The organism is Marinobacter sp. V34 (assembly GCF_055524115.1).
Window position 1 is genome coordinate 349,706 of the sequence record NZ_JBUPZY010000002.1, and the last position, 19,446, is coordinate 369,151.

Below are 19,446 nucleotides of genomic sequence, written 5' to 3' on the forward strand. Positions count from 1 at the left end.
ACCGGTGTCGGACCTACCATGACCAACCACCTCATGAACCTTCGTCACGTCCCCGACGACGAAGCTGACGAAATACGCGAGCTGTTCGAGACGCACAATGTGTCCTACTACGAGACGCCTCCCAGTCGCTGGGGTATCAGCATGGGTGGATTCTGGGTCCACGACAATGAGGAGGCCCAGCGTGCCAGGGAATTGCTGCAAACCTATCAGCAGGAGCGCCTGCACCGTCAGCGTGAAGCCTACGAGGAGGATCTGGCGGCTGGCCGGGTCGGCGGATTCTGGCACCGGCTTCGCCGTAAGCCGGTGACGACCCTGGCGGTTTGCTTGGCCATCGCTGTCATCCTGGCATTGACGGTTGCTCCGTTTGTGACGCTTTAGTCACTCCGGCTGCTTTTCCGTGTGCCGGATCAGGAAGTCTGTGGCTTTCTCAACGGCATTGCCGGCAGTCAGGAAACTGGTGATGTGGCCTCGCAGGTGCATCAGGTAAAGTTCACTCTCAACGTGATGCTCCGCAAGGCGTGCCCGGAAATCCCGCGCCTGATCCGCAGGCACCAGCATATCCTGGGCGCCATGGAACAGGAAAAACGGAGGCGTGCCGGCGGTAATGTGGGTGATCGGCGAGGCGGCCTCATAAACACCCGGAATGTCCTGCTGATCACCTTCCAGGAACTGACGGATCAGCTTTCCGGATCCGAAGGTTCGCAGGTCGGCTGGCAAGCCACCGGCAACAACAGCCTCCGGCCGGGCCTCCGCGCCTCCGTGTGGTTGGTTCAACGGGTGTTGGCTTTCCGCAATCACGGCCAACAAGCTGACCAGGTGAGCGCCAGAAGAAAAACCAAACGCACTGATCGCAGCCCGGTCCAGGTTGTAGGTCCCCGCCCTGGCATGAAGCCAGTTCATGGCTATCTGAAGATCGTAGAGTTGCGCCGGGAAGGTGTGTTCAGGCGCAAACCGATAGTCAATGTTCATCACGGCAAAGCCCCGGCCAGCCAGGTGCTCTGCGATCCATGTCATGTCTTCCCGCGAACGCCGTTCCCAACCACCGCCATGCACCAGTAGTACCGCAGGTGCGGGGTCGGGGCTGTCTGGCAGATAAAGATCCGCCTGGAGCTCCTGAGGCCAGTTGTCCGGGGAATAGGTGATGCCGGTTGTGGTGCGAAAGCCGGTATCGGGTACCGACACCGTTTCCGCCGGTGCGTTCAGGTGTGAGGCGCAGGCGGATAGCAAAGTGCTGGCGGCCAATGCCAGCAGGCGGTTGACGTGCATGGACTCTCCGTTCATCCGGGCGGAAACGAAGACTTATACGTCTCGAATATGACCGCGGATGCATTGTGCAGTGCTCAGCACTGTCCTGATAACGGGACACTGTCCTGGCTTCAGGACAATGTCGCGAGACGGCCTGCACAGGGCATTTCTGCCCACTTCCCCCTCTGAGCGCTGTCCGGAAACCCGGAAATAATGCTTGGAAATCAGAGCGGTTTTCGAAAAAAGCAATTAAAATCAATGTTCTGCTGTATTGGCACAGGATGCGCATGGCTTCGGTCATGATGCCCGGCTTCGTTCGTGTGCGCTGGGTTCTCATGCCTAACAAAAACAACAGGGAACAACCTATGAAAACGCTATTTCAGTACACGCTGATTGGTGCGGTGGCTCTGACGGGTACCGCCTGCAACGACAGCAGCAAGAAACCGTTCAACCAGCTCCCGGGATTCATCCAGGGAGAGGTCCAGTCTACCCAGTATGATGGCGTCACCAATGACCTCCTGACTGGCGGCCTTGGCGCCAGCGGCCTGGCCAGTGCAACGGCACCGGCCTTCGATGATCCGGTCAATCCCACGTCTGAAGAACTCCGAACGCTGGCTATCTACAACAACTATCGCGCGCTTGTGGACACCGTGCCCGGAGGAGGTTACGGCGAATTTTTCGGCCCCCAGGTCGACAGTAGTGGCGAAGGGCGGATTCCAGGTAATGAATACCTGGCCTACATGACGGTTGATGGCAGCGATGTGCCGGTGACCGTGATGGTACAGGTGCCGGACAGTTTCGATCCCAAGCAGGCCTGTATGGTAACGGCGCCCTCGTCGGGCTCCCGCGGCGTTTACGGCGCGATTGGTACCGCCGGCGAATGGGGCCTGAAGAAAGGCTGCGCAGTGGTTTACACCGATAAGGGCACGGGCACAGGCTCCCACAACCTGGCTACCAACGCCGCCCAGCGTATCGACGGTACGCTTACCCAGGCCGACGAGCCGGTACAGTTCAGGGCAGACCTGGACGCCCAGGCGCGGGCTGATTTTGACGCTGCCTGGCCGGACCGTTTTGCCTACAAGCATGCCCACTCCAAGGTTAATCCCGAGGCTGACTGGGGGCAGCATGTACTGCAGTCGATTGAGTTCGGCTTCTATGTACTGAACGAGGAATTCGGTCAGGAAACCGGCAATGGTCGCAAAGTGATCAAGGTAAAGCCGAAGGACACCCTGGTAATTGCGTCCAGCGTTTCCAACGGCGGTGGGGCTTCGGTCCGTGCCGCTGAACTTGACGATAAGGGGCTGATCGACGGGGTGGCGGTGTCGGAGCCCAACGTCAATCCGCAGGTGGATACAAGCTTTACCATCCGTCAGGGCAGTGGCCCCGAGCTTGCCGAACACAGCCGTAGCCTGCTGGATTACACCACTGCACTGGCGGTGTATCAGGGCTGCGCGAACATTGCACCGGAAGTGCGTGATGTGGCGCCACTGAACGCCACATTCAACAACTTCACGATTGCGGAAAACATCTGTAATTCACTGGCCAACAAGGGCCTGGTGACAGGTGCCACCACCGACGACCGAGCATCTGATGCGTTGCGCATCCTGGAAGAGGAAGTGGGTATTCAGCCCGAACAGAACCTGCTGGCACCGGTCCATTTCGGGCTTGCGGTGTCGCAGGGCATCTCCATGACGTACGTCAACGCCTACAGTCAGGCCGGTGTTGAGGACAGGTTGTGTGATATCAGCCTGGCGGCTACGGGAGCTGGCGGCGCGGTCACGCCCATCACTGCGGCGCAGGAAGCAGCGCTGTTCTCTGCGAGTAACGGTATTCCTCCCAGTGCCGGGGTGAATCTGGTGTACGACGGTGCCGAAGGTCAGCCCACCAATCTGGGTGCCAGTGCGTCGCCCAGTACCAGCCAGCAGGATTACGGTCTGGATGCTCTGCTGTGCCTGAGAAGCCTTGCCGTGGGCACCGATGTTGTGACCGGAAGCCCGCTGGCGGGTGATGCCGCGGAATGGTCCGAGCGTATCGCCGGTGGTATCGAACAAATCCGCGCGTCTGGCAACCTGCGGGGCAAACCAACGGTCTTCGTGACCGGTCGTGCCGACGCCATCCTGCCTATCAATCACACCTCGCGGCCCTATTTCGGGCTGAATCAGCGGGTTGAGGGCAGCGATAGCAAGCTGAGGTATTACGAGATTCTTAATGCCCACCACCTGGATGTCCTTAATGGCTTTCCAGGTATTGCAGACCGGTATGTGCCGCTGCATCACTACTTCTTCCAGGCCCTGGATCTGGTGTGGGCGAACCTCGCCGAGAAGCAGGCCTTGCCGCCCAGCCAGGTGGTCAGAACGGTACCGCGTGGCGATATGGCCACACCTCTGTTTGCGGCCAACCTGACCCCGATCAATCCCAGCCCGGATGCCGGCGACCGCATCGTGTTCGCTGACGATCAGGTACAGATTCCAGACTGACACGCCTGTCGGCCGGCCCGGTCAGATTCCGTGCCGGCATTGTTTGCCCCCGTTCCGGGGGCGCCATATACTTCTGTCACTGCACCCGGCTTGCCGGGTGCCTTGGATATTGCCATGAATAACATCCAACCCGGTGGTACAGGGTACATGACCGAGCTGTTTAGCGAGAAAAATAAGAGTGGCCTGACCAGGGATCTGATTGAGGCGTTGTTTCCAATGTTTGAGGAAGCCAGCGCCGGTGCGATTGCTGTTGATCACCAAGGCCGGATTACGTGGATTAACAACAGTTACTCACATCTACTGGGGTTGAGCGACCCTGGCGCCGTCATTGGTAAGCCTGTCCGTCAGGTGATTCCCCACACGCGCATGCCGGAAGTGGTGGAAACGGGTAAGCCACTGCTGCTTGATATTATGGAGCACAACAAGCAACAGCTCGTGGTTACCCGGCTGCCGTTTTACGACGAAGATGGCCGGATCATGGGGGCGGTGGCGTTTGTTCTGTATGACGACTTGCAACCGTTGACGCCGTTGGTGGCCAAGTATCGTCGTTTGCATCAGGACCTCGCAGCTGCTCGTAAAGCCCTGGCAAAAAAGGCGCGTGGTACTCGTTACAACCTGGCTGACTTCGTCGGTGCCAGTCCGGCGGCACTGGAGGTAAAGCGCCGTGCCCGGCTGGCGGCCGGTCGCGATATGCCGGTGTTGTTGCTCGGTGAGACCGGTACTGGCAAGGAGGTACTGGCACAGGCGATTCATTCCGTGTCTGCTCGGGCCGAAAAACCCTTCGTGGGGGTGAACGTTGCCGCTATCCCTGACAATCTGCTGGAAGCAGAGTTTTTCGGTGTTGCACCGGGGGCCTATACCGGAGCAGACCGACGCACTCGTGACGGCAAATTCCAGTTGGCCAACGGCGGTACGCTCTTTCTTGATGAAGTCGGAGATATGCCGTTGCCGTTACAGGCAAAGCTGCTGCGGGCCCTGCAGGAAGGTGAGATTGAGCCTCTGGGTTCCAACAAGGTGGCCTCGGTGGACGTGCGTGTGATCGCCGCGACCAGCCGCAACCTTGAAGCAATGATTGCGGAGGGTGATTTCCGGTCGGATCTTTATTACCGGTTGAACGTGCTGGAGATACCAATCCCCCCGCTGCGCGACCGCCTGGCCGATCTGGGCGTACTGTGCGAGGCCCTGCTGGGTGAAATCTGTGACGGCCTGGAGATGCGGGGTGAAATTACCGACGCTGGTGTGGCAGCTTTGGGTGGATACGATTGGCCGGGTAATATCCGTGAGCTGCGTAATGTACTGGAACGCGCGTTAACCATGGGGGAAGATGGCGGTCTATTAGACGCAGACGCTGTTTTCAAGGTATTACCCCGCAGCGGTAATCGACCATCGTCATCGCTTGTGCCGCAGCCTGTGCGCCCATTGGCCAAAACGTTGGCGGATGCTGAAGCTCAGGCGATTGAAGAAGCCTTGGTTGCCAGTCGTGGAAACCGCACCCGTGCCGCCAAATTATTGGGTATCTCCCGATCCGTACTCTACGAAAAGCTGGCCAAAATGTCCTGACATCAGGACACATGTCCTGTTGTCCGTACAAACCCCTACGACTGTTCTCTAAATATGTCCGGATTTCCGGACTACCCATCACAGGCAATATCTCCACGTATTTTTATCTAGCTGATAAATAACGAAATATTATGATTGGCACAGTGCCTGCTATATCCCGGATGCAGGACGTCAGAACAACGCAGAAAACAAGACTGGCGCTATCGTTGGACCCAAAACACATCTTGTCTGTCTCGTTTCCTGCGATGTCTGACTACACTCAGATGAGGCCCGTCGGGAAAATTCCTGCATGGCCTACTACAAAAACAATGCTAGGAGACTTGCCAATGAAACTCTTCAAGGCCCTTACCGGTGTCGCCGGTGCGATCGCCCTGACTACCGGATCGGCGTTCGCTGATGACCTGCGCTGGAAAATGCCGGTCGCCTTCGCTACCAATCTGCCGGGCCTGGGCTCTCCCGCCGCCTGGGTCGCCGATAACCTCAACACCGCTTCCGATGGCAGCATCCAGGTTCGCGTCTACGAGCCCGGCAAGCTGGTACCCCCGTTCGATATTCTGCAGTCGGTTTCCGACGGCAAGGTTTCTGCCGGCTACACCTGGATCGGCTACGATCAGGGCAAAGTGCCATCGATTCCCTTGTTTGCCGCTGTTCCGTTCGGCATGAAGCCACCCGCCTATATTGGCTGGTACTACTACGGTGGTGGTCATGAAATGCTGCAGGAAGCCTATGCCAACAAAGGCTTCGATGTACACGCACAACTGTGCGGCATCATTGGGCCTGAAACTGCGGGTTGGTACTCCAAGCCCATCAAAACACTGGAAGACTACAAAGGCCTGAAGATCCGCTTCGCCGGCCTGGGTGGCAAAGTTCTGGAAAAACTGGGCGCGTCTGTCACCATGATGCCCGGCGGCGAGCTATACCAGGCACTGGAAAAAGGCACCATTGATGCCACCGAATTCTCCATGCCCGCCATCGACCAGATTCTCGGCTTCAATCAAGTGGTTAAGTACAACCTGTTCCCGGGTTGGCACCAGCAGTTCACGGCTCAGTATATGCTGATCAACAAGGATGAGTGGGCTGGTGCGACTGACGCGCAGAAAGCGCTGGTTGAGGCTTCTTGCACCGCAGCGACCACGCGTGGTCTTGCAGAGGGCGAGTACAAGAACGGTAAGGTTCTGGCCGAATTCCAGGAAAAAGGCGTTCAGGCTGACCAGATTCCGCGTGAGGTTCTGCTTAAGCTGAAGGAAGTGACTCAGGAAGTGCTTGAAGAAGAAGCTTCCAAGGATGCCGACTTCAAGCGCGTCTATGAAAGCCAGCAGGAGTTTATGGAATCTTACAAGGTGTGGGACACTCGCGCCTATGTTCCGGCGGACCTGTAAGGTTCGGGGCTGACCCTGAGCACTGGAAGAAAATCCGGTGCTCCCTTATCAAGTCTGGATGGCCCTGCGGGGCCATCCTCGTTTCATGGCAGGCTTTCTGAACGAGGAACTGTTGTATGACAGTGTCTGATAAAGGCTCATCGCCAGATGTGCACGCATCGGCGTCGGACGCCGGTCAATTTATTCATCATCACACGGAGTTTCCGACAACCTGGCTCAGCCAGTGTGTCGACAGTGCGATTTCTGCAATTGGTAAGAGTGCTTCCTGGCTCTGGATTGTGGTCACTGGTGTGATTATCTATGCAGTGGTGGGTCGCTATGCCTTTGGCATGGGTTCAGTCACTCTTGAAGAGGTCCAATGGCATCTGGCCGGTGCAGGCTGGTTATTGGGCTTGGGCTATACCCTGGTGACGGATGACCATGTCAGGGTCGATGTGATCCATGAACGCCTGTCTCTCAGAGGCCAGGCATGGATTGAACTGCTTGGCCTGTTACTCCTGCTGTTGCCGTTTCTCGGGTTGGCTGTATACGAAATGATTCCCTATGCCTTCAGTTCCTGGGTCCAGGGTGAGACCAGCCAGGCGCCTGCCGGGCTTCCTTATCGCTGGATTCTCAAGAGTATCCTGGCACTGTCTTTTGTTCTTCTGATTCTGGCAGCGTTATCCCGTCTGCTGAAAGTCACTGCTCTGCTTTTCGGTTTTCCGAAGCCAATTCGGATCGAGTCCGGGAATAACAAGAAAGAGGATGCGTCCTGATGGAGCTTGAAACCCTTTTTGTAATCGGCATGTTCCTGACGTTCGGGGCATTGTTGATGACCGGTTTTCCGGTTGCGTGGGTATTGGGTGGCACCGCGGTTATCTGGACCGTTGTCGGTGTAATCGCCGTAGAGAATTTTGGGGCAAATCTGTGGTTTGACTATTCCTCCTCCATGGGGCTAGTGCCCGAGCGGGTATGGAAGGTTGTAAACAGCGAGACCCTTGTCGCTCTGCCCATGTTTATTTTCATGGGCATCATGCTTGACCAGTCCGGGGTAGCCGAGCGTCTGATGAACAGCATGGTCAAACTGTTTGGCGCTGTCCGCGGCGGCTACGCGGTAACCGTGATTGTCATCGGTGTCTTGCTCGCCGCGACCACCGGAATCATTGGTGCGTCCGTGGTGCTTCTGGGCATGCTGTCCCTGCCGGTGATGATGCAGAACAAGTATGACAAGGGATTCGCTGTGGGGACGGCCTGTGCTACCGGGACCCTGGGCATTCTGATTCCCCCGTCCATCATGTTGGTATTGATGGCGGATCGGCTGGCCGTTCCGGAAGCATCGGTTGGCGATCTGTTTATGGGGGCGTTCTTTCCGGGGCTGATGCTGGGCGCCATGTACGTCGCCTACGCTATCATCCGTCCTATGCTGCAGCCGAACATTGCGCCGGTGCCGGAAGGCACAGAGAAAGTGACCTGGAGCATTGTCTGGGAAGTAGCAAAGGCCGTTGTGCCGACAGCTGCGCTAATTCTGGGCGTGCTGGGTTCCATCTTTGCCGGAATCGCAACACCAACGGAAGCATCCGGTGTTGGCGCCTTGGGCGCTCTGCTGTTGGCGCTGATGTCGGGTCGCCTGAGCATCAAAGTGCTCAATTCTTCCATGCAGCAGACAACCCGCACGGCTGCGTTCATTTTCGCCATTTTTCTGGGTGCCACAGCCTTCTCTGTAGTCCTGCGGGGGCTCGGTGGTGACCAGGTTATCGAAGACGCTTTGCTGGGTCTGCCTTTCGGCCCCTACGGCGTAATTCTTACCATCCTGTTTGGTGTCTTCCTGCTCGGCTTCTTCCTGGATTGGGTCGAGATCACTCTGATCATCCTGCCTCTGGTGGCCCCAGTGGTTCAGCACCTTGGCTTTGATCTGGTGTGGTTCACCATCCTTTTCGCGATGTGCCTGCAGACGTCGTTCCTGACGCCACCTGTCGGCTTTGCACTGTTCTACATCAAAGGTGTGGCGCCGCCGGAAATCAAGGTGACCGACATCTACAAGGGCGTCATACCCTTCATCATTATTCAGCTGGTGGCTCTGGCGATTGTCTTCCTGGTGCCCGAAATCGCGACCTGGCTGCCTAGCGTGGCTTACGACTAAGGAGAAAGAAACATGCGTCTAGAAAACCGGATAGCCCTGATCACTGGGGCGGGGCGCGGAATCGGCCGGGCCATAGCCGAACAATATGGCCGTGAGGGCGCCCGGGTTGCGGTGGCCGACCTCACCCTGGAAAGTGCCCAGGAGGCCGTTGAGGCCATCGAAAAAGCAGGTGGCACCGCCATGGCCCTGGCCATGGATGTGACCGACGAAGAGGCTGTAGACCAAGGCGTGGCCGCCATCGTGGACAAGTGGGGCGGCCTTGACGTTGCCCTGGCCAACGCCGGTATTCAGCATATCGACCCATTGCACAAACTGGCCTTTGCTGACTGGCGCAAAGTGATGAACGTTCATCTGGACGGGGCGTTTCTCGTAACGCGAGCGGCCCTCAAACAGATGTACGCAAGCGGGGGCGGGACCATGTTGTACATGGGCTCTGTCCATTCCCAGGAAGCTTCACCCCTCAAGGCGCCCTACGTAGCAGCGAAACACGGCATGCTCGGTCTGTGCCGGGCGGTGGCAAAAGAGGGGGCGGAGCACGGTGTGCGCAGCAACATCATATGCCCTGGCTTTGTCAGAACGCCGTTGGTGGACAAGCAGATCCCGGAACAAGCCAAGGAGCTGGGTATTTCCGAAGAAGACGTCATCAGTAAGGTTATGCTGAAGAATACCGTCGATGGCAAATTCACCACCCTGGAAGACGTCGCCGAGCTGGCAGTGCATCTGGCGGCCTTCCCATCGGCGGCACTGACCGGCCAATCCATTGTGGTCAGTCACGGCTGGCATATGCAGTAAGCAACAGGAGAGACGGATGAGTAACACAGAACAATCACCAGTGGTCTGGTCTCCTTCGCAGGACACACTGAAACACTGCCAGATGGGTCAGTTCCAGGGTTGGCTGGAGCAACAGGGCTTCGGGCCGTTTGCCGATTACCACGCCCTCCATCAGTGGTCGATTGAGAACCTTGAAACCTTTTGGCAGAAAGTGTGGGACTACTGTGGCCTGGTATGCGACACCCCGGCCGACGCCGTTCTGGGCAAGCGTGACATGCCTGGCGCGGAGTGGTTCCCGGGTATGAAACTAAACTTTGCAGCCAATCTGCTGCGGCTGGCGGAAGGCGATCACGCCGGGCGCGAAGCGGTTGTGGCCTACTGCGAAACCCGGCCGGTGCTGCGCCGCACATACGCTGAGTTGAAAGCGGACACCGGTGCCCTGGAAGCGTTCCTGCGCAATAAGGGTATTCAACAGGGTGACCGCGTGGCCGGTGTTGTCACCAATGGCTATGAGGCCCTGGTGGGCATGTTGGCGGCCACCAGCCTGGGTGCCGTCTGGAGTTCCGCGTCACCGGATTTCGGCGTGGGCGCCATTCTTGACCGCTTCGGTCAGATCGAGCCTGCAGCGCTGATTGTGGTCAACGGCTATGGCTATGGTGGCAAAGTCTTCAACCGCCAGGATGATTTCGCCGGCCTGATTGACGGCCTGCCAAGCCTGCGCTGCGTTGTCAGCATCGAACAACTTCCGGGCGAACCCGCCGTCGCCGGCGACAAGGTTACCCATTGGGACGATGCCCTTGCAGAGGGCCATGGCCAGGCGCCCTCCTTCACGCCGCTGCCGCCGGAACACCCGGTCTATATCCTCTACTCGTCCGGCACCACCGGTAAACCCAAATGCATCGTGCATGGCAACGCCGGACTGCTGGTCAACCACGCCAAAGAGCTGATGCTCCACGGTGATGTTGGCCCCGAGGACCGCTTCCTTTACTTCACCACCTGCGGCTGGATGATGTGGAACTGGCAGGCGTCTGCCCTGCTGACCGGCGCCGCTGTCATCACTGTCGACGGCTCCCCTGGCTACCCGGACCTGAACTATCTATGGCAGGTTGTGGCTGACGAGAAAGTCACCCATTACGGCACCAGCGCACGCTTCATTGCTGGCTGCCGCAAGGCCGAGCTGGCTCCGGCGAAAACCCTGGACCTGACTGCCTTGAGAGTCGTCTTCTCCACCGGCTCCCCTCTGCTGCCGGAAGACTACGACTGGGTCTATAGTGACGGTGCCCCCGATGTACTGTTGGGTTCGATTGCGGGTGGCACCGACATCTGCGGGTGTTTTGTGGGCTCCACACCACTGCTCTCGGTACGGCGTGGCGAAATCCAGTGCCGCTTCCTCGGCGTCGACGCCGTTGCCTATGGCGACGACGGTCAACCGGTCAGTCAGGGGCGTGGAGAACTGGTATGCCGCCAGCCTCTGCCTTCCATGCCAGTTGCCTTCTGGGATGACCCCGACAATGAACGTTATAAAGACGCCTACTTCAACACCTTCCCGGGTGTTTGGGCTCACGGCGACTTTATTGAATTCACCGAACACGGCGGCGCCGTCATCTACGGCCGCTCCGACGCCACCCTCAACCCGGGCGGTGTGAGAATCGGTACCGCCGAAATCTACCGGCAGGTAGAGACCATCGCGGAAGTGAAAGACAGCCTTGTGGTTGGTCGCCAGATTGAAGGCGACGTGGAAGTGGTCTTGCTGGTGGTCCCGGCGGAGGGCCAGACCCTCACCGACGACCTCCAGAAAAACCTCAAAACCCGCATCCGTCAAGGCGCCAGCCCCCGCCATGTGCCCAAGCACATCATCGAGGTGCCGGACATTCCCTACACCCGCAGTGGTAAGAAAGTGGAGCTGGCGGTGGCGCGCCTGATCAACGGTTCCAACAAAGCCGACAACCGGGATGCTCTTGGCAATCCGGAGGCGTTGGACCGGATTCGGGAATGCCTGGAAGAGGCGGGTTTGTTGCCGAAGGGGTGACTTCGCTGGTGGATCGGCTGACGAATTACGACTTTGCCTGATCCGCCTTACGGTCCTGCTCTTGTGGCGATACGCACGGAGTATGTTAGTGGTGGGGAGGCCTTCTCCCGAAACTGTGCGGAGCCATGGATGGCGGAGCTCAAGCCGCACAGGGATGTCGTGAGGCGGGTTTCGGGAGAAGGCCTCCCCACCACGGCCGCCTCCATGTCAAAATGTTCGAAAGTTTCGTAAATTCCCGCCTTTTCATAGTCCTGTAACGGCTTTTAGCGAACTTTTAGTCGGTTCTTATACTAAGATCGTAACCAGAATTGCCAAAAAAATGCTATCTTAGTAGGTCTATCAAAAGTTCCCGAATCAGTCATCGCTCAAGCCAGACGTTCACAAGACGGCTGACCCTGCGGTGACCGTCCTGAACTCACCCATCAGCCTGAGGACGAAAATGACATCATCCAAAGCCAAGATCATATACACACTGACCGATGAGGCCCCCGCCCTCGCAACACGGTCACTTCTTCCCATCCTGGAAACCTACGCCAAGCCAGCAGGCATCGAATTTGGCACCAGTGACATCTCCCTCGCGGCTCGCATCCTGGCGTTGTTCCCCGACTACCTGGAAGAAAGCCAGCGCGTGCCCGACGACCTCAAAGAGCTGGGTGACTACACCAAGGACCCGGAAGCCAACATCATCAAGCTTCCCAACATCAGTGCCTCCATTCCCCAGCTGCGGGCTGCCATCAAGGAGCTCAATGACCAGGGTTACAAGGTTCCCGAGTACAAAGAAGATCCTGAGTCAGACGAAGAGAACGAAATTCACGCCCGTTACTCCAAAGTGCTGGGCAGCGCCGTAAACCCGGTACTGCGTGAAGGCAACTCCGACCGTCGTGCCCCGACCGCCGTCAAGGCCTTTGCTCGCAAGCACCCCCACACCATGGGTGAGTGGAGCCCGGCGTCACGCACCCACGTGGCCCACATGCGTGGCGGTGATTTCTACTCCAACGAACAGTCACTGACACTGGATAAGGCCACCAAGGCCCGTATCGTTTTCGAGAACGCCAAAGGTAAGCAGACGGTTCTTAAGAGTGAACTGCCACTGCAGGAAGGCGAAGTGCTGGACGGCATGTTCATGAGCTGTAAGGCACTGCGCAAGTTCTTCGATGACTGCATTGAAGACTGCGAAAAAACCGGTGTGATGTTCTCCCTGCACGTCAAAGCCACCATGATGAAAATCTCCCACCCGATCGTTTTCGGTCACGCGGTGAAGATCTTCTACAAGGAGCTGTTCGACAAGTACGGCGAACTGTTCGACGAGCTGGGTGTGAATCCCAACAACGGTCTCTCCAGTGTCACGGACAAGATCAAGCAACTGCCGGAGTCCAAGCAGGAGCAGATCCTTGAAGACCTGCACGCCTGCTACGAGCATCGCCCGGAAATTGCCATGGTGGACTCGGTGAAGGGCATCACCAACCTGCACGTGCCCAGCGACGTCATCGTTGATGCCTCCATGCCAGCGATGATCCGTAACTCCGGCAAGATGTGGGCGCGAGACAACAAGCTCAAGGACACCAAGGCGGTGATGCCTGAGAGCACCTACGCGACCATCTACCAGGAAGTGATTAACTTCTGTAAGACTCACGGTGCATTCGATCCCACCACTATGGGCACGGTACCGAACGTCGGTCTGATGGCGCAGAAGGCCGAAGAATACGGCTCTCACGACAAGACCTTTGAAATCAAGGAAGACGGTGTAGTTCGCGTCATTGCCGAAGACGGCGCCGTGCTGACCGAGCACAAGGTCGAGAAAGGTGACATCTGGCGCGCCTGCCAGACCAAGGACCTGCCGATCCGCGATTGGGTCAAGCTGGCCGTTAACCGTGCCCGCGCCACCGGCATGCCGGCCCTGTTCTGGCTCGACGACGAGCGCCCGCATGATGCTGAACTGATCAAGAAAGTGGAAATGTATCTCAAGGAGCACGATACCGACGGCCTGGATATCCTCATCAAGTCGCCAGTACGCGCCATTCGCTGGACCATGGAGCGACTGATTCGTGGTCTGGATACCATCTCCGTGACTGGTAACGTTCTGCGTGACTACCTCACCGACCTGTTCCCGATTCTGGAGCTGGGTACCAGTGCCAAGATGCTCTCCATCGTGCCCCTTCTTAACGGCGGTGGCCTGTACGAGACCGGTGCTGGTGGTTCCGCACCGAAGCACGTTCAGCAATTGCTGCAGGAGAACCACCTGCGATGGGATTCGTTGGGCGAATTCCTGGCGACGGCCGTTTCCCTGGAGGAGCTGGGCGAGAAGCAGAACAACGAACGTGCGCGCCTGCTGGGCCTGACCCTGGACAAAGCCACCGAGCGCTTGCTGGAGAACAATCAGTCACCGTCGCGTAATACCGGTGAACTGGACAACCGCGGCAGCCACTTCCACCTCGCTCGTTACTGGGCGGAAGAGTTGGCAAACCAGGACGATGACAAGGATCTGAAGGATTTCTTCGCAAAGCTGGCGAAGCAACTGGAAGACAACAAGGACAAGATCCTGGAAGAAATGAGCGTGATTCAGGGCCATCCGGCCGATATCGGTGGTTACTATCACCCACCGGCCGAGAAAGTCTGCAAGATCATGCAGCCGAGCGAGACCTTTAACCGTATTCTCGAAGAGGCTCGCGCACAGGTGAAGTAACGTTATAGAGCCTGGCGAAACCCGGACGGTGGAAACACCCTCCGGGTTTTTTTATGCGGCTACTCCTCAAACATCATCAATTGCAATATTCCCTCGACGACAGGGTCGTCTGTGACTATTTTCAGAATGTAGCGCCTGTTATTTGGGCCCGAGGTGTTCGCACCGACAGGGAAGCAGCCGGAACCCGGGGAAAGTACGTCAATGGAGAAGATTCAAGGCCGCCATACGCCGCTGCGGCGATCATTATGGATTGTCGGAACCTATCTGCTGGTAGGTTGGTTGTGGATAACGTTTTCAGACTACCTGGTGCAGCAGTGGTTTCCCGACCCGGAGACACTGAGCCGGGTGCAGACATACAAAGGAGCGCTCTTCGTCCTTGTGACGGCGCTCGTACTTTTCCTGTCGTTGATTCGGCAATTCGTGAGTGACCGGACATTGCTGTCTCTGAATGTCCATCAGCAGGAAGAGATCCGCGAACTGAACCAGTTCCGCGAAAGCGTGATTGAGCGTGCCAATGTCTGGATCAATGTGCTGGACCCGGAGGGGCGGGTCGTGCTCTGGAACAAGGCTGCGGAAGATATAAGCGGCTATCCCAGAGAAGAGGTTATGGATTCAGACGGAATATGGCAACTGTTATACCCGGACGACGAAGATCGGGTGAGAATTCGTGAAAGGGCCGGTGAAATCCTGCGTGACGAAGGTGAAGTTGTGGGTTACGAAACCTGGATCACCACTCGCGATGGCCGCGAGCGTCAGCTGTCGTGGAACTCGCGCAGCCTTCGCAATGACGCCGGTGTGATCACCGGCTCCATTGCTATTGGCCAGGACATCACCGATATTCGCGAGGCGGAGAACACCCTTCGACGTCGTGAACGCCAGCTATCCACGATCATGGACAACCTGCCTGGAATGGCCTACCGCTGCCGGTATGACGAGTTCTGGACCATGCTGTCTGTATCCAACGGCTGCCGTGAGTTGACCGGTTATGAGCCGGATGATCTGGTGAACAACAGCCAGGTCAGCTATGCAGAACTCATCGACGAGGCCAGCAACGAAACGATCCTGCGAACGGTTGAATCAGCCATCGGTAACGCCGAGCCGTTCTCCATTGAATATCCGATAACCCGTAAGGACGGCCGAAAAATATGGGTCTGGGAGCGTGGACGGGGTGTCGAGGGAGAAGGTGAACTGGTGCTTGAGGGGATTATCCTCGATATTTCGGATCGTAAGGAACTGGAGGAAGAATTGTCGGAACTGGCAACCCGCGATTCGCTGACCGGGGTGCTGAACCGCCGGGAGATGACTCGCATATTGGAAGAGGAAATCGCCAGGGCCAAACGTTACGACCGTGAGTTGGCGCTGTTGTGGATCGATTTTGACCACTTCAAGACCATTAATGATGACCATGGACACGCTGCCGGCGATTCTGTGCTGAAGGCAGCTAGCGCATTGCTAGCCGGGAGCGTGCGGAGTGTGGATAGTGTCGGTCGGTTTGGCGGTGAAGAGTTTGTTATTCTGTTGCCGGAAATGGACTGTCGCGAGGCGCTGGAAACGGCAGAACGACTTCGCAGATTGGTAAGTGATGCCCCGCAGCCTCTGGGGAATGGCAACACGGTTGCACTGACCATCAGTATCGGCGTTTCCGTATTCCCAGACCATGGCGAAGGCGCCGATGCCCTGTGCGCCGCAGCCGACCGGGCCATGTATCAGGCCAAGGCCGATGGCCGCAATCAGGTGGTACTGGCACCCTTGACCGAGGAAGCCCATAATCCCTGAAGACGATGTGCTGGATGAGTTGACGCTGCCAGGCCCGCTATCCGGCCAATGAGCCGGGAGGCATTCAACGTCAGGATGTGCGAAAAGACAGTCTCTGGAATCAAAGGTCAAGCGATGAACCGAATTGCCCGCCGTGCGCTCCACACCTCTTTTGTCCCCAATGATCTGGCGTCAGTAACCCACCGCGATGAGGCCGGCGAGAAACCGGAACTGGCTGGTGTGAGCCCCGAGGTTGTCGAGGCCATCTGGCACAGCGTTGAGCGGTTGTACCGAACCGGGGTGCACCCGGGTATACAGCTTTCGGTCAGGCACCGGGGCGAACAAATCCTCCATCGAGCCATCGGCTATGCCAGTGGCAACGGGCCCCACGACGCCATGGACGCGATGAAAGTGCCGATGACCACGGAGACGCCCATTTGTTATTTCTCCGCCTCCAAGGCGGTCACTGCCCTGCTGATCCACATCCTGGCGGAACAAGGGCTGGTCAACCTGATGGACCCGGTGTCGTACTACTGCCCGGAATTCGCTGGGGGTGGCAAGCGCACCATCACCATTCACCAGGTGCTTTCCCACCGTGGTGGCATTCCGGCGATTCCCCGGGAAACCCCCATTGATGTGCTCTGGAACAGGGACGAAATCTGGCGACTGCTGTGTGAGGCGAAGCCGGTGGAGGTGGACGGTGCGAAAGTGGCGTATCACGCCATCACCGGAGGATTCGTGCTGCAGCGGGTGCTGGAGAAAGTGACCGGCGACACCATCGAGTCGTACATCGACAGGCACCTCCGCAAGCCCATGGGTATGAAGTGGTTTACCTACGGGATTGCGCCTGCAGACGTGGATAAGCTGGCCGGCAACTATGCCACCGGCCCGACGCCGCGTTTTCCGGTATCCTGGATCGTGAACCGGGCGTTGGGAGGCGATATACGCACCGTGGAACGGGTTTCCAATGATCCTCGCTTCCAGGAAGCGGTTATACCGGCGGGCAACTTGTGTGGCACCGCCGAAGAAATGGGGCGTTTCTTTCAGATGATGCTCAATGGCGGGGTCTGGAATGGCAAACGCATCTGCAGCGAGATGACCGTCAGGCGCTCCATCCAACAATTTGGCTCGCTACAGATCGACCGCACCATGATGATCCCCATGCGCTTCAGCGCAGGCATGATGCTTGGAGGCAACCCCGTGGGGCTGTGGGGCCAGCACAGCAGGCATGCCTTCGGTCACATTGGTTTGATCAACAAGCTGTGCTGGGCGGATGCGGCCCGGGATATTTCTGTCAGCCTGCTCAATACCGGCATGCCCATTGTTGGTCACCACCTGCCGGCGTTGGCACGGTTTGTCTACACTGTGTGCGACCGCTTTCCGTTGATGCCGGAAAATCGCAGGCCGCTGGTGGCGGCCTGACCATTTAAAGGGTCGCCAGCTGTTCCTCGAGTATCCCCAGCACTGACGACAGGATATCCCGGAAGTCGGTTAGTGTCTGGGTTCTCTGGATTACATCCTCCCGGCTTTCATCTAGCCGCTCCAGCTTGGGAACCACCCGCCGGATACCCTCAGTGATAACTTCGTAGGGGTAATGATGGTCCATGACGCTGAGCTTGTTGATCTCGGCCACTTCCTGGCTGAAGATGCTGATGATGTCGTAAAGCATGTCCTTGTGCTGAATTGAGCTCGCTTCCCAGTACGCATCGTCAAGAAGCTCCAGCAGGGAAAGGTATTCCCTTAGTGTGTCGGCAACGGATGTCTGGTTCATAAGCGGTCTTCCTGGCCCGAATGGAGGGGGGTCGTTACTGCTAACGGCTGCGCTCTATGTGGCTATCTGAAGGGAACTATAGCAGGGGTTTGTTCGTGTAGTTTGGGTAGTGGAGTCGTATTCGCTGAAAAAAATATGAAACTCTATTCATTTTTATTGAGTTTTGTCTGACAGTTGTGCAGAATTGCGTCTGATCATACAAAGCGGCAAAAGCCTGCTACAGTATGTACTGAGGCTTTGAAAAGCCTGACGAAACAAAAGGATAAAAGGACTTCCAGCCCGGCCAGAAAGAGCCATTGAAACGTGGGCGGAATCAACGGTTTCGGCGTATTGATCATTGGATACTCATTGGAAGAGGACGATCATGGATAAACACACGCAGCCACAGCCCGGGCCAGAGCAGCCACGCCCGGTCAAGCTTGACCATCACGACAGTGTTCGGTCTCACGTCTGCCAGCAGGTCAGTACTGAAGTGGCGCGCCTTGAGCGCCGCATTGAAACCCTCCGACTGACCAAAGCCCCCCACGCCGCCATCATGATCTCGACCTACGAGCGCATGATTGACCGCAAGAAGGGGTTTCTCAAAAACTGGGACATGCAGGACCGGGCCGTTTACTGACGCTCGCTGATGATCACGGACTCGTAGACAATTGCCTCGACACCGTTCTGCTGGTTGCCGCAGTGGGCAGGGTTGAGAGTCGTTTCCCCGTCGTTGGTGCTGCTGGGCTGCTCATCGAAGGATGTGAATACACGCACCCTGGCGTCCTCATAGTTCACATCCACTCGAATACAATCGGGCTCTTCACCGTCAATGGTTATTCCCGAGGTCTGTGTCAGTGACAGCGTGTCGCGTTTGTTGCCGATAAACTCCTGCCGCATTTCCGCATTGCCAAATTCCCGTCCGGTCAGGCTGATGACGGCATATTCTGGCTGATTGTAACCGCTGACCGAAAAATCCGGACCGTGAAAACGGCCGCTCCAGACTGCGCTGCTCACCTCTGGTGGCGAGGTGTCATCATCGGCGGGTTTCCTGGCGACAAACTGGGCCGCCCGGAAAACCTTGTTGAGCTGTGGGTTGCTGGTCCAGTCGAGCAGGACGTATACCCAGATCTGATCCGGCTCAGGTGGTTCGCCATTGTTGCCGCCGGTTTCGGTAAAGCGGATCAGTGCATCGTTAGCCGGGGTATTGTAACGGGACCCCTCGCCCCGGGTGATGCTGTCGCGCATCAGCCGCCGGCCATCATTGAAGGTGTTCACCTGATTCGTGCTGATGACGTAGTGGAGGAAGTCCATCGGATTTCGCGCTTGGGTGTAGGTTGTCCCATCATCACTTGGCGTTAACCCCATCAGTAAATCGAAGCGATCGCGGAGCTGGGCGACCACGCCTTCGTCGTTCTCGCCGTCCGCGGGTTCAATGCCTCGATACACATCGTAGAATGTGGTCTGTGGGAGTACCGGCGACAGGCCGTCTTCGTCCCTGACGGCGAAACTCTCGAAAGACAACGACACACTGGCCGCCGGATTGATGTAGTTGCTGTCGGAGGAGTCGTCCGGCCCACAGCCGGCCAATGTCAGGGCAAACAGGGGAATGGCGGCGAAAATGCAGGAATGTCTCATTTCAAGTGACCCTGAGATGCGTCGTTGTCGGTAAAACGCT

15 protein-coding genes are annotated in these 19,446 nt (G+C 57.5%); 12 read left to right on the plus strand and 3 right to left on the minus strand.

Annotated features, from left to right (window positions below; all coding sequences use genetic code 11):
* Nucleotides 1-18: 18 nt before the first annotated feature.
* Nucleotides 19-378: a DUF6164 family protein gene (locus tag AC0B60_RS04645; RefSeq protein ID WP_465084417.1), complete on the plus strand. Its 360-nt coding sequence runs from the start codon at nt 19-21 to the stop codon at nt 376-378.
* Here the strand turns inward: AC0B60_RS04645 and AC0B60_RS04650 are convergent, their stop codons facing one another.
* The gene (locus tag AC0B60_RS04650) at nt 379-1,266 is read right to left on the minus strand and encodes an alpha/beta hydrolase fold domain-containing protein (protein WP_465084419.1); all 888 of its coding nucleotides are present in this window, start codon (nt 1,264-1,266) and stop codon (nt 379-381) included.
* A 344-nt stretch (nt 1,267-1,610) separates the two neighbouring features.
* Here AC0B60_RS04650 and AC0B60_RS04655 point away from each other — a divergent pair, with 344 nt between their 5' ends.
* From AC0B60_RS04655 to AC0B60_RS04700, 10 genes are all read left to right on the plus strand, one after another.
* Nucleotides 1,611-3,722 (plus strand): 3-hydroxybutyrate oligomer hydrolase family protein, encoded by a 2,112-nt coding sequence (locus AC0B60_RS04655; protein ID WP_465084421.1) that lies wholly within the window; start codon nt 1,611-1,613, stop codon nt 3,720-3,722.
* A 147-nt stretch (nt 3,723-3,869) separates the two neighbouring features.
* Complete coding sequence (locus tag AC0B60_RS04660; RefSeq protein ID WP_465084693.1) at nt 3,870-5,282, plus strand: sigma-54 interaction domain-containing protein; 1,413 nt, start codon at nt 3,870-3,872, stop codon at nt 5,280-5,282.
* Between the two features lie 326 nt (nt 5,283-5,608).
* Complete coding sequence (locus AC0B60_RS04665; RefSeq protein WP_465084422.1) at nt 5,609-6,661, plus strand: TRAP transporter substrate-binding protein; 1,053 nt, start codon at nt 5,609-5,611, stop codon at nt 6,659-6,661.
* 116 nt (nt 6,662-6,777) lie between these two features.
* The gene (locus AC0B60_RS04670) at nt 6,778-7,416 is read left to right on the plus strand and encodes a TRAP transporter small permease subunit (RefSeq protein ID WP_465084424.1); all 639 of its coding nucleotides are present in this window, start codon (nt 6,778-6,780) and stop codon (nt 7,414-7,416) included.
* Complete coding sequence (locus AC0B60_RS04675; RefSeq protein WP_465084425.1) at nt 7,416-8,780, plus strand: TRAP transporter large permease; 1,365 nt, start codon at nt 7,416-7,418, stop codon at nt 8,778-8,780. Before AC0B60_RS04670 ends, AC0B60_RS04675 begins: the two co-directional genes overlap by 1 nt.
* 12 nt (nt 8,781-8,792) lie before the next feature.
* Nucleotides 8,793-9,572: a 3-hydroxybutyrate dehydrogenase gene (locus tag AC0B60_RS04680; protein WP_465084427.1), complete on the plus strand. Its 780-nt coding sequence runs from the start codon at nt 8,793-8,795 to the stop codon at nt 9,570-9,572.
* A gap of 16 nt (nt 9,573-9,588) precedes the next feature.
* Nucleotides 9,589-11,580: an acetoacetate--CoA ligase gene (locus tag AC0B60_RS04685; RefSeq protein WP_465084429.1), complete on the plus strand. Its 1,992-nt coding sequence runs from the start codon at nt 9,589-9,591 to the stop codon at nt 11,578-11,580.
* 439 nt (nt 11,581-12,019) lie between these two features.
* Nucleotides 12,020-14,263, plus strand: a complete 2,244-nt coding sequence (locus AC0B60_RS04690; RefSeq protein WP_465084430.1) for an NADP-dependent isocitrate dehydrogenase — start codon at nt 12,020-12,022, stop codon at nt 14,261-14,263.
* Nucleotides 14,264-14,464: 201 nt separating this feature from the next.
* Nucleotides 14,465-16,039 (plus strand): sensor domain-containing diguanylate cyclase, encoded by a 1,575-nt coding sequence (locus tag AC0B60_RS04695; RefSeq protein WP_465084431.1) that lies wholly within the window; start codon nt 14,465-14,467, stop codon nt 16,037-16,039.
* A gap of 114 nt (nt 16,040-16,153) precedes the next feature.
* On the plus strand, nt 16,154-17,440 hold the full coding sequence (locus AC0B60_RS04700; protein WP_465084432.1) for a serine hydrolase domain-containing protein: 1,287 nt from the start codon (nt 16,154-16,156) through the stop codon (nt 17,438-17,440).
* A 4-nt stretch (nt 17,441-17,444) separates the two neighbouring features.
* Here AC0B60_RS04700 and AC0B60_RS04705 read toward each other — a convergent pair whose 3' ends face one another.
* The gene (locus AC0B60_RS04705; protein ID WP_007154684.1) at nt 17,445-17,789 is read right to left on the minus strand and encodes a hypothetical protein; all 345 of its coding nucleotides are present in this window, start codon (nt 17,787-17,789) and stop codon (nt 17,445-17,447) included.
* A 364-nt stretch (nt 17,790-18,153) separates the two neighbouring features.
* Here AC0B60_RS04705 and AC0B60_RS04710 point away from each other — a divergent pair, with 364 nt between their 5' ends.
* Entirely contained in the window at nt 18,154-18,408 is a 255-nt protein-coding gene (locus AC0B60_RS04710; protein ID WP_007154683.1) for a hypothetical protein, read from the plus strand.
* On the opposite strand, the gene AC0B60_RS04715 is transcribed toward AC0B60_RS04710, so the two are convergent.
* Nucleotides 18,402-19,406 (minus strand): hypothetical protein, encoded by a 1,005-nt coding sequence (locus AC0B60_RS04715; protein WP_465084434.1) that lies wholly within the window; start codon nt 19,404-19,406, stop codon nt 18,402-18,404. The genes AC0B60_RS04710 and AC0B60_RS04715 overlap by 7 nt on opposite strands.
* Nucleotides 19,407-19,446: the final 40 nt, after the last annotated feature.

Excerpts from the sequence above, each read along its gene's own strand:
- AC0B60_RS04675 (WP_465084425.1), top strand. The coding sequence starts at position 7,416 with ATGGAGCTTGAAACCCTTTTTGTAATCGGCATGTTCCTGACGTTCGGG.
- AC0B60_RS04665 (WP_465084422.1), top strand. The coding sequence starts at position 5,609 with ATGAAACTCTTCAAGGCCCTTACCGGTGTCGCCGGTGCGATCGCCCTG.
- AC0B60_RS04685 (WP_465084429.1), top strand. The coding sequence starts at position 9,589 with ATGAGTAACACAGAACAATCACCAGTGGTCTGGTCTCCTTCGCAGGAC.
- AC0B60_RS04670 (WP_465084424.1), top strand. The coding sequence starts at position 6,778 with ATGACAGTGTCTGATAAAGGCTCATCGCCAGATGTGCACGCATCGGCG.
- AC0B60_RS04655 (WP_465084421.1), top strand. The coding sequence starts at position 1,611 with ATGAAAACGCTATTTCAGTACACGCTGATTGGTGCGGTGGCTCTGACG.
- AC0B60_RS04660 (WP_465084693.1), top strand. The coding sequence starts at position 3,870 with ATGACCGAGCTGTTTAGCGAGAAAAATAAGAGTGGCCTGACCAGGGAT.
- AC0B60_RS04645 (WP_465084417.1), top strand. The coding sequence starts at position 19 with ATGACCAACCACCTCATGAACCTTCGTCACGTCCCCGACGACGAAGCT.
- AC0B60_RS04715 (WP_465084434.1), bottom strand. The coding sequence starts at position 19,406 with ATGAGACATTCCTGCATTTTCGCCGCCATTCCCCTGTTTGCCCTGACA.
- AC0B60_RS04690 (WP_465084430.1), top strand. The coding sequence starts at position 12,020 with ATGACATCATCCAAAGCCAAGATCATATACACACTGACCGATGAGGCC.
- AC0B60_RS04700 (WP_465084432.1), top strand. The coding sequence starts at position 16,154 with ATGAACCGAATTGCCCGCCGTGCGCTCCACACCTCTTTTGTCCCCAAT.
- AC0B60_RS04705 (WP_007154684.1), bottom strand. The coding sequence starts at position 17,789 with ATGAACCAGACATCCGTTGCCGACACACTAAGGGAATACCTTTCCCTG.
- AC0B60_RS04710 (WP_007154683.1), top strand. The coding sequence starts at position 18,154 with ATGGATAAACACACGCAGCCACAGCCCGGGCCAGAGCAGCCACGCCCG.
- AC0B60_RS04650 (WP_465084419.1), bottom strand. The coding sequence starts at position 1,266 with ATGCACGTCAACCGCCTGCTGGCATTGGCCGCCAGCACTTTGCTATCC.
- AC0B60_RS04680 (WP_465084427.1), top strand. The coding sequence starts at position 8,793 with ATGCGTCTAGAAAACCGGATAGCCCTGATCACTGGGGCGGGGCGCGGA.
- AC0B60_RS04695 (WP_465084431.1), top strand. The coding sequence starts at position 14,465 with ATGGAGAAGATTCAAGGCCGCCATACGCCGCTGCGGCGATCATTATGG.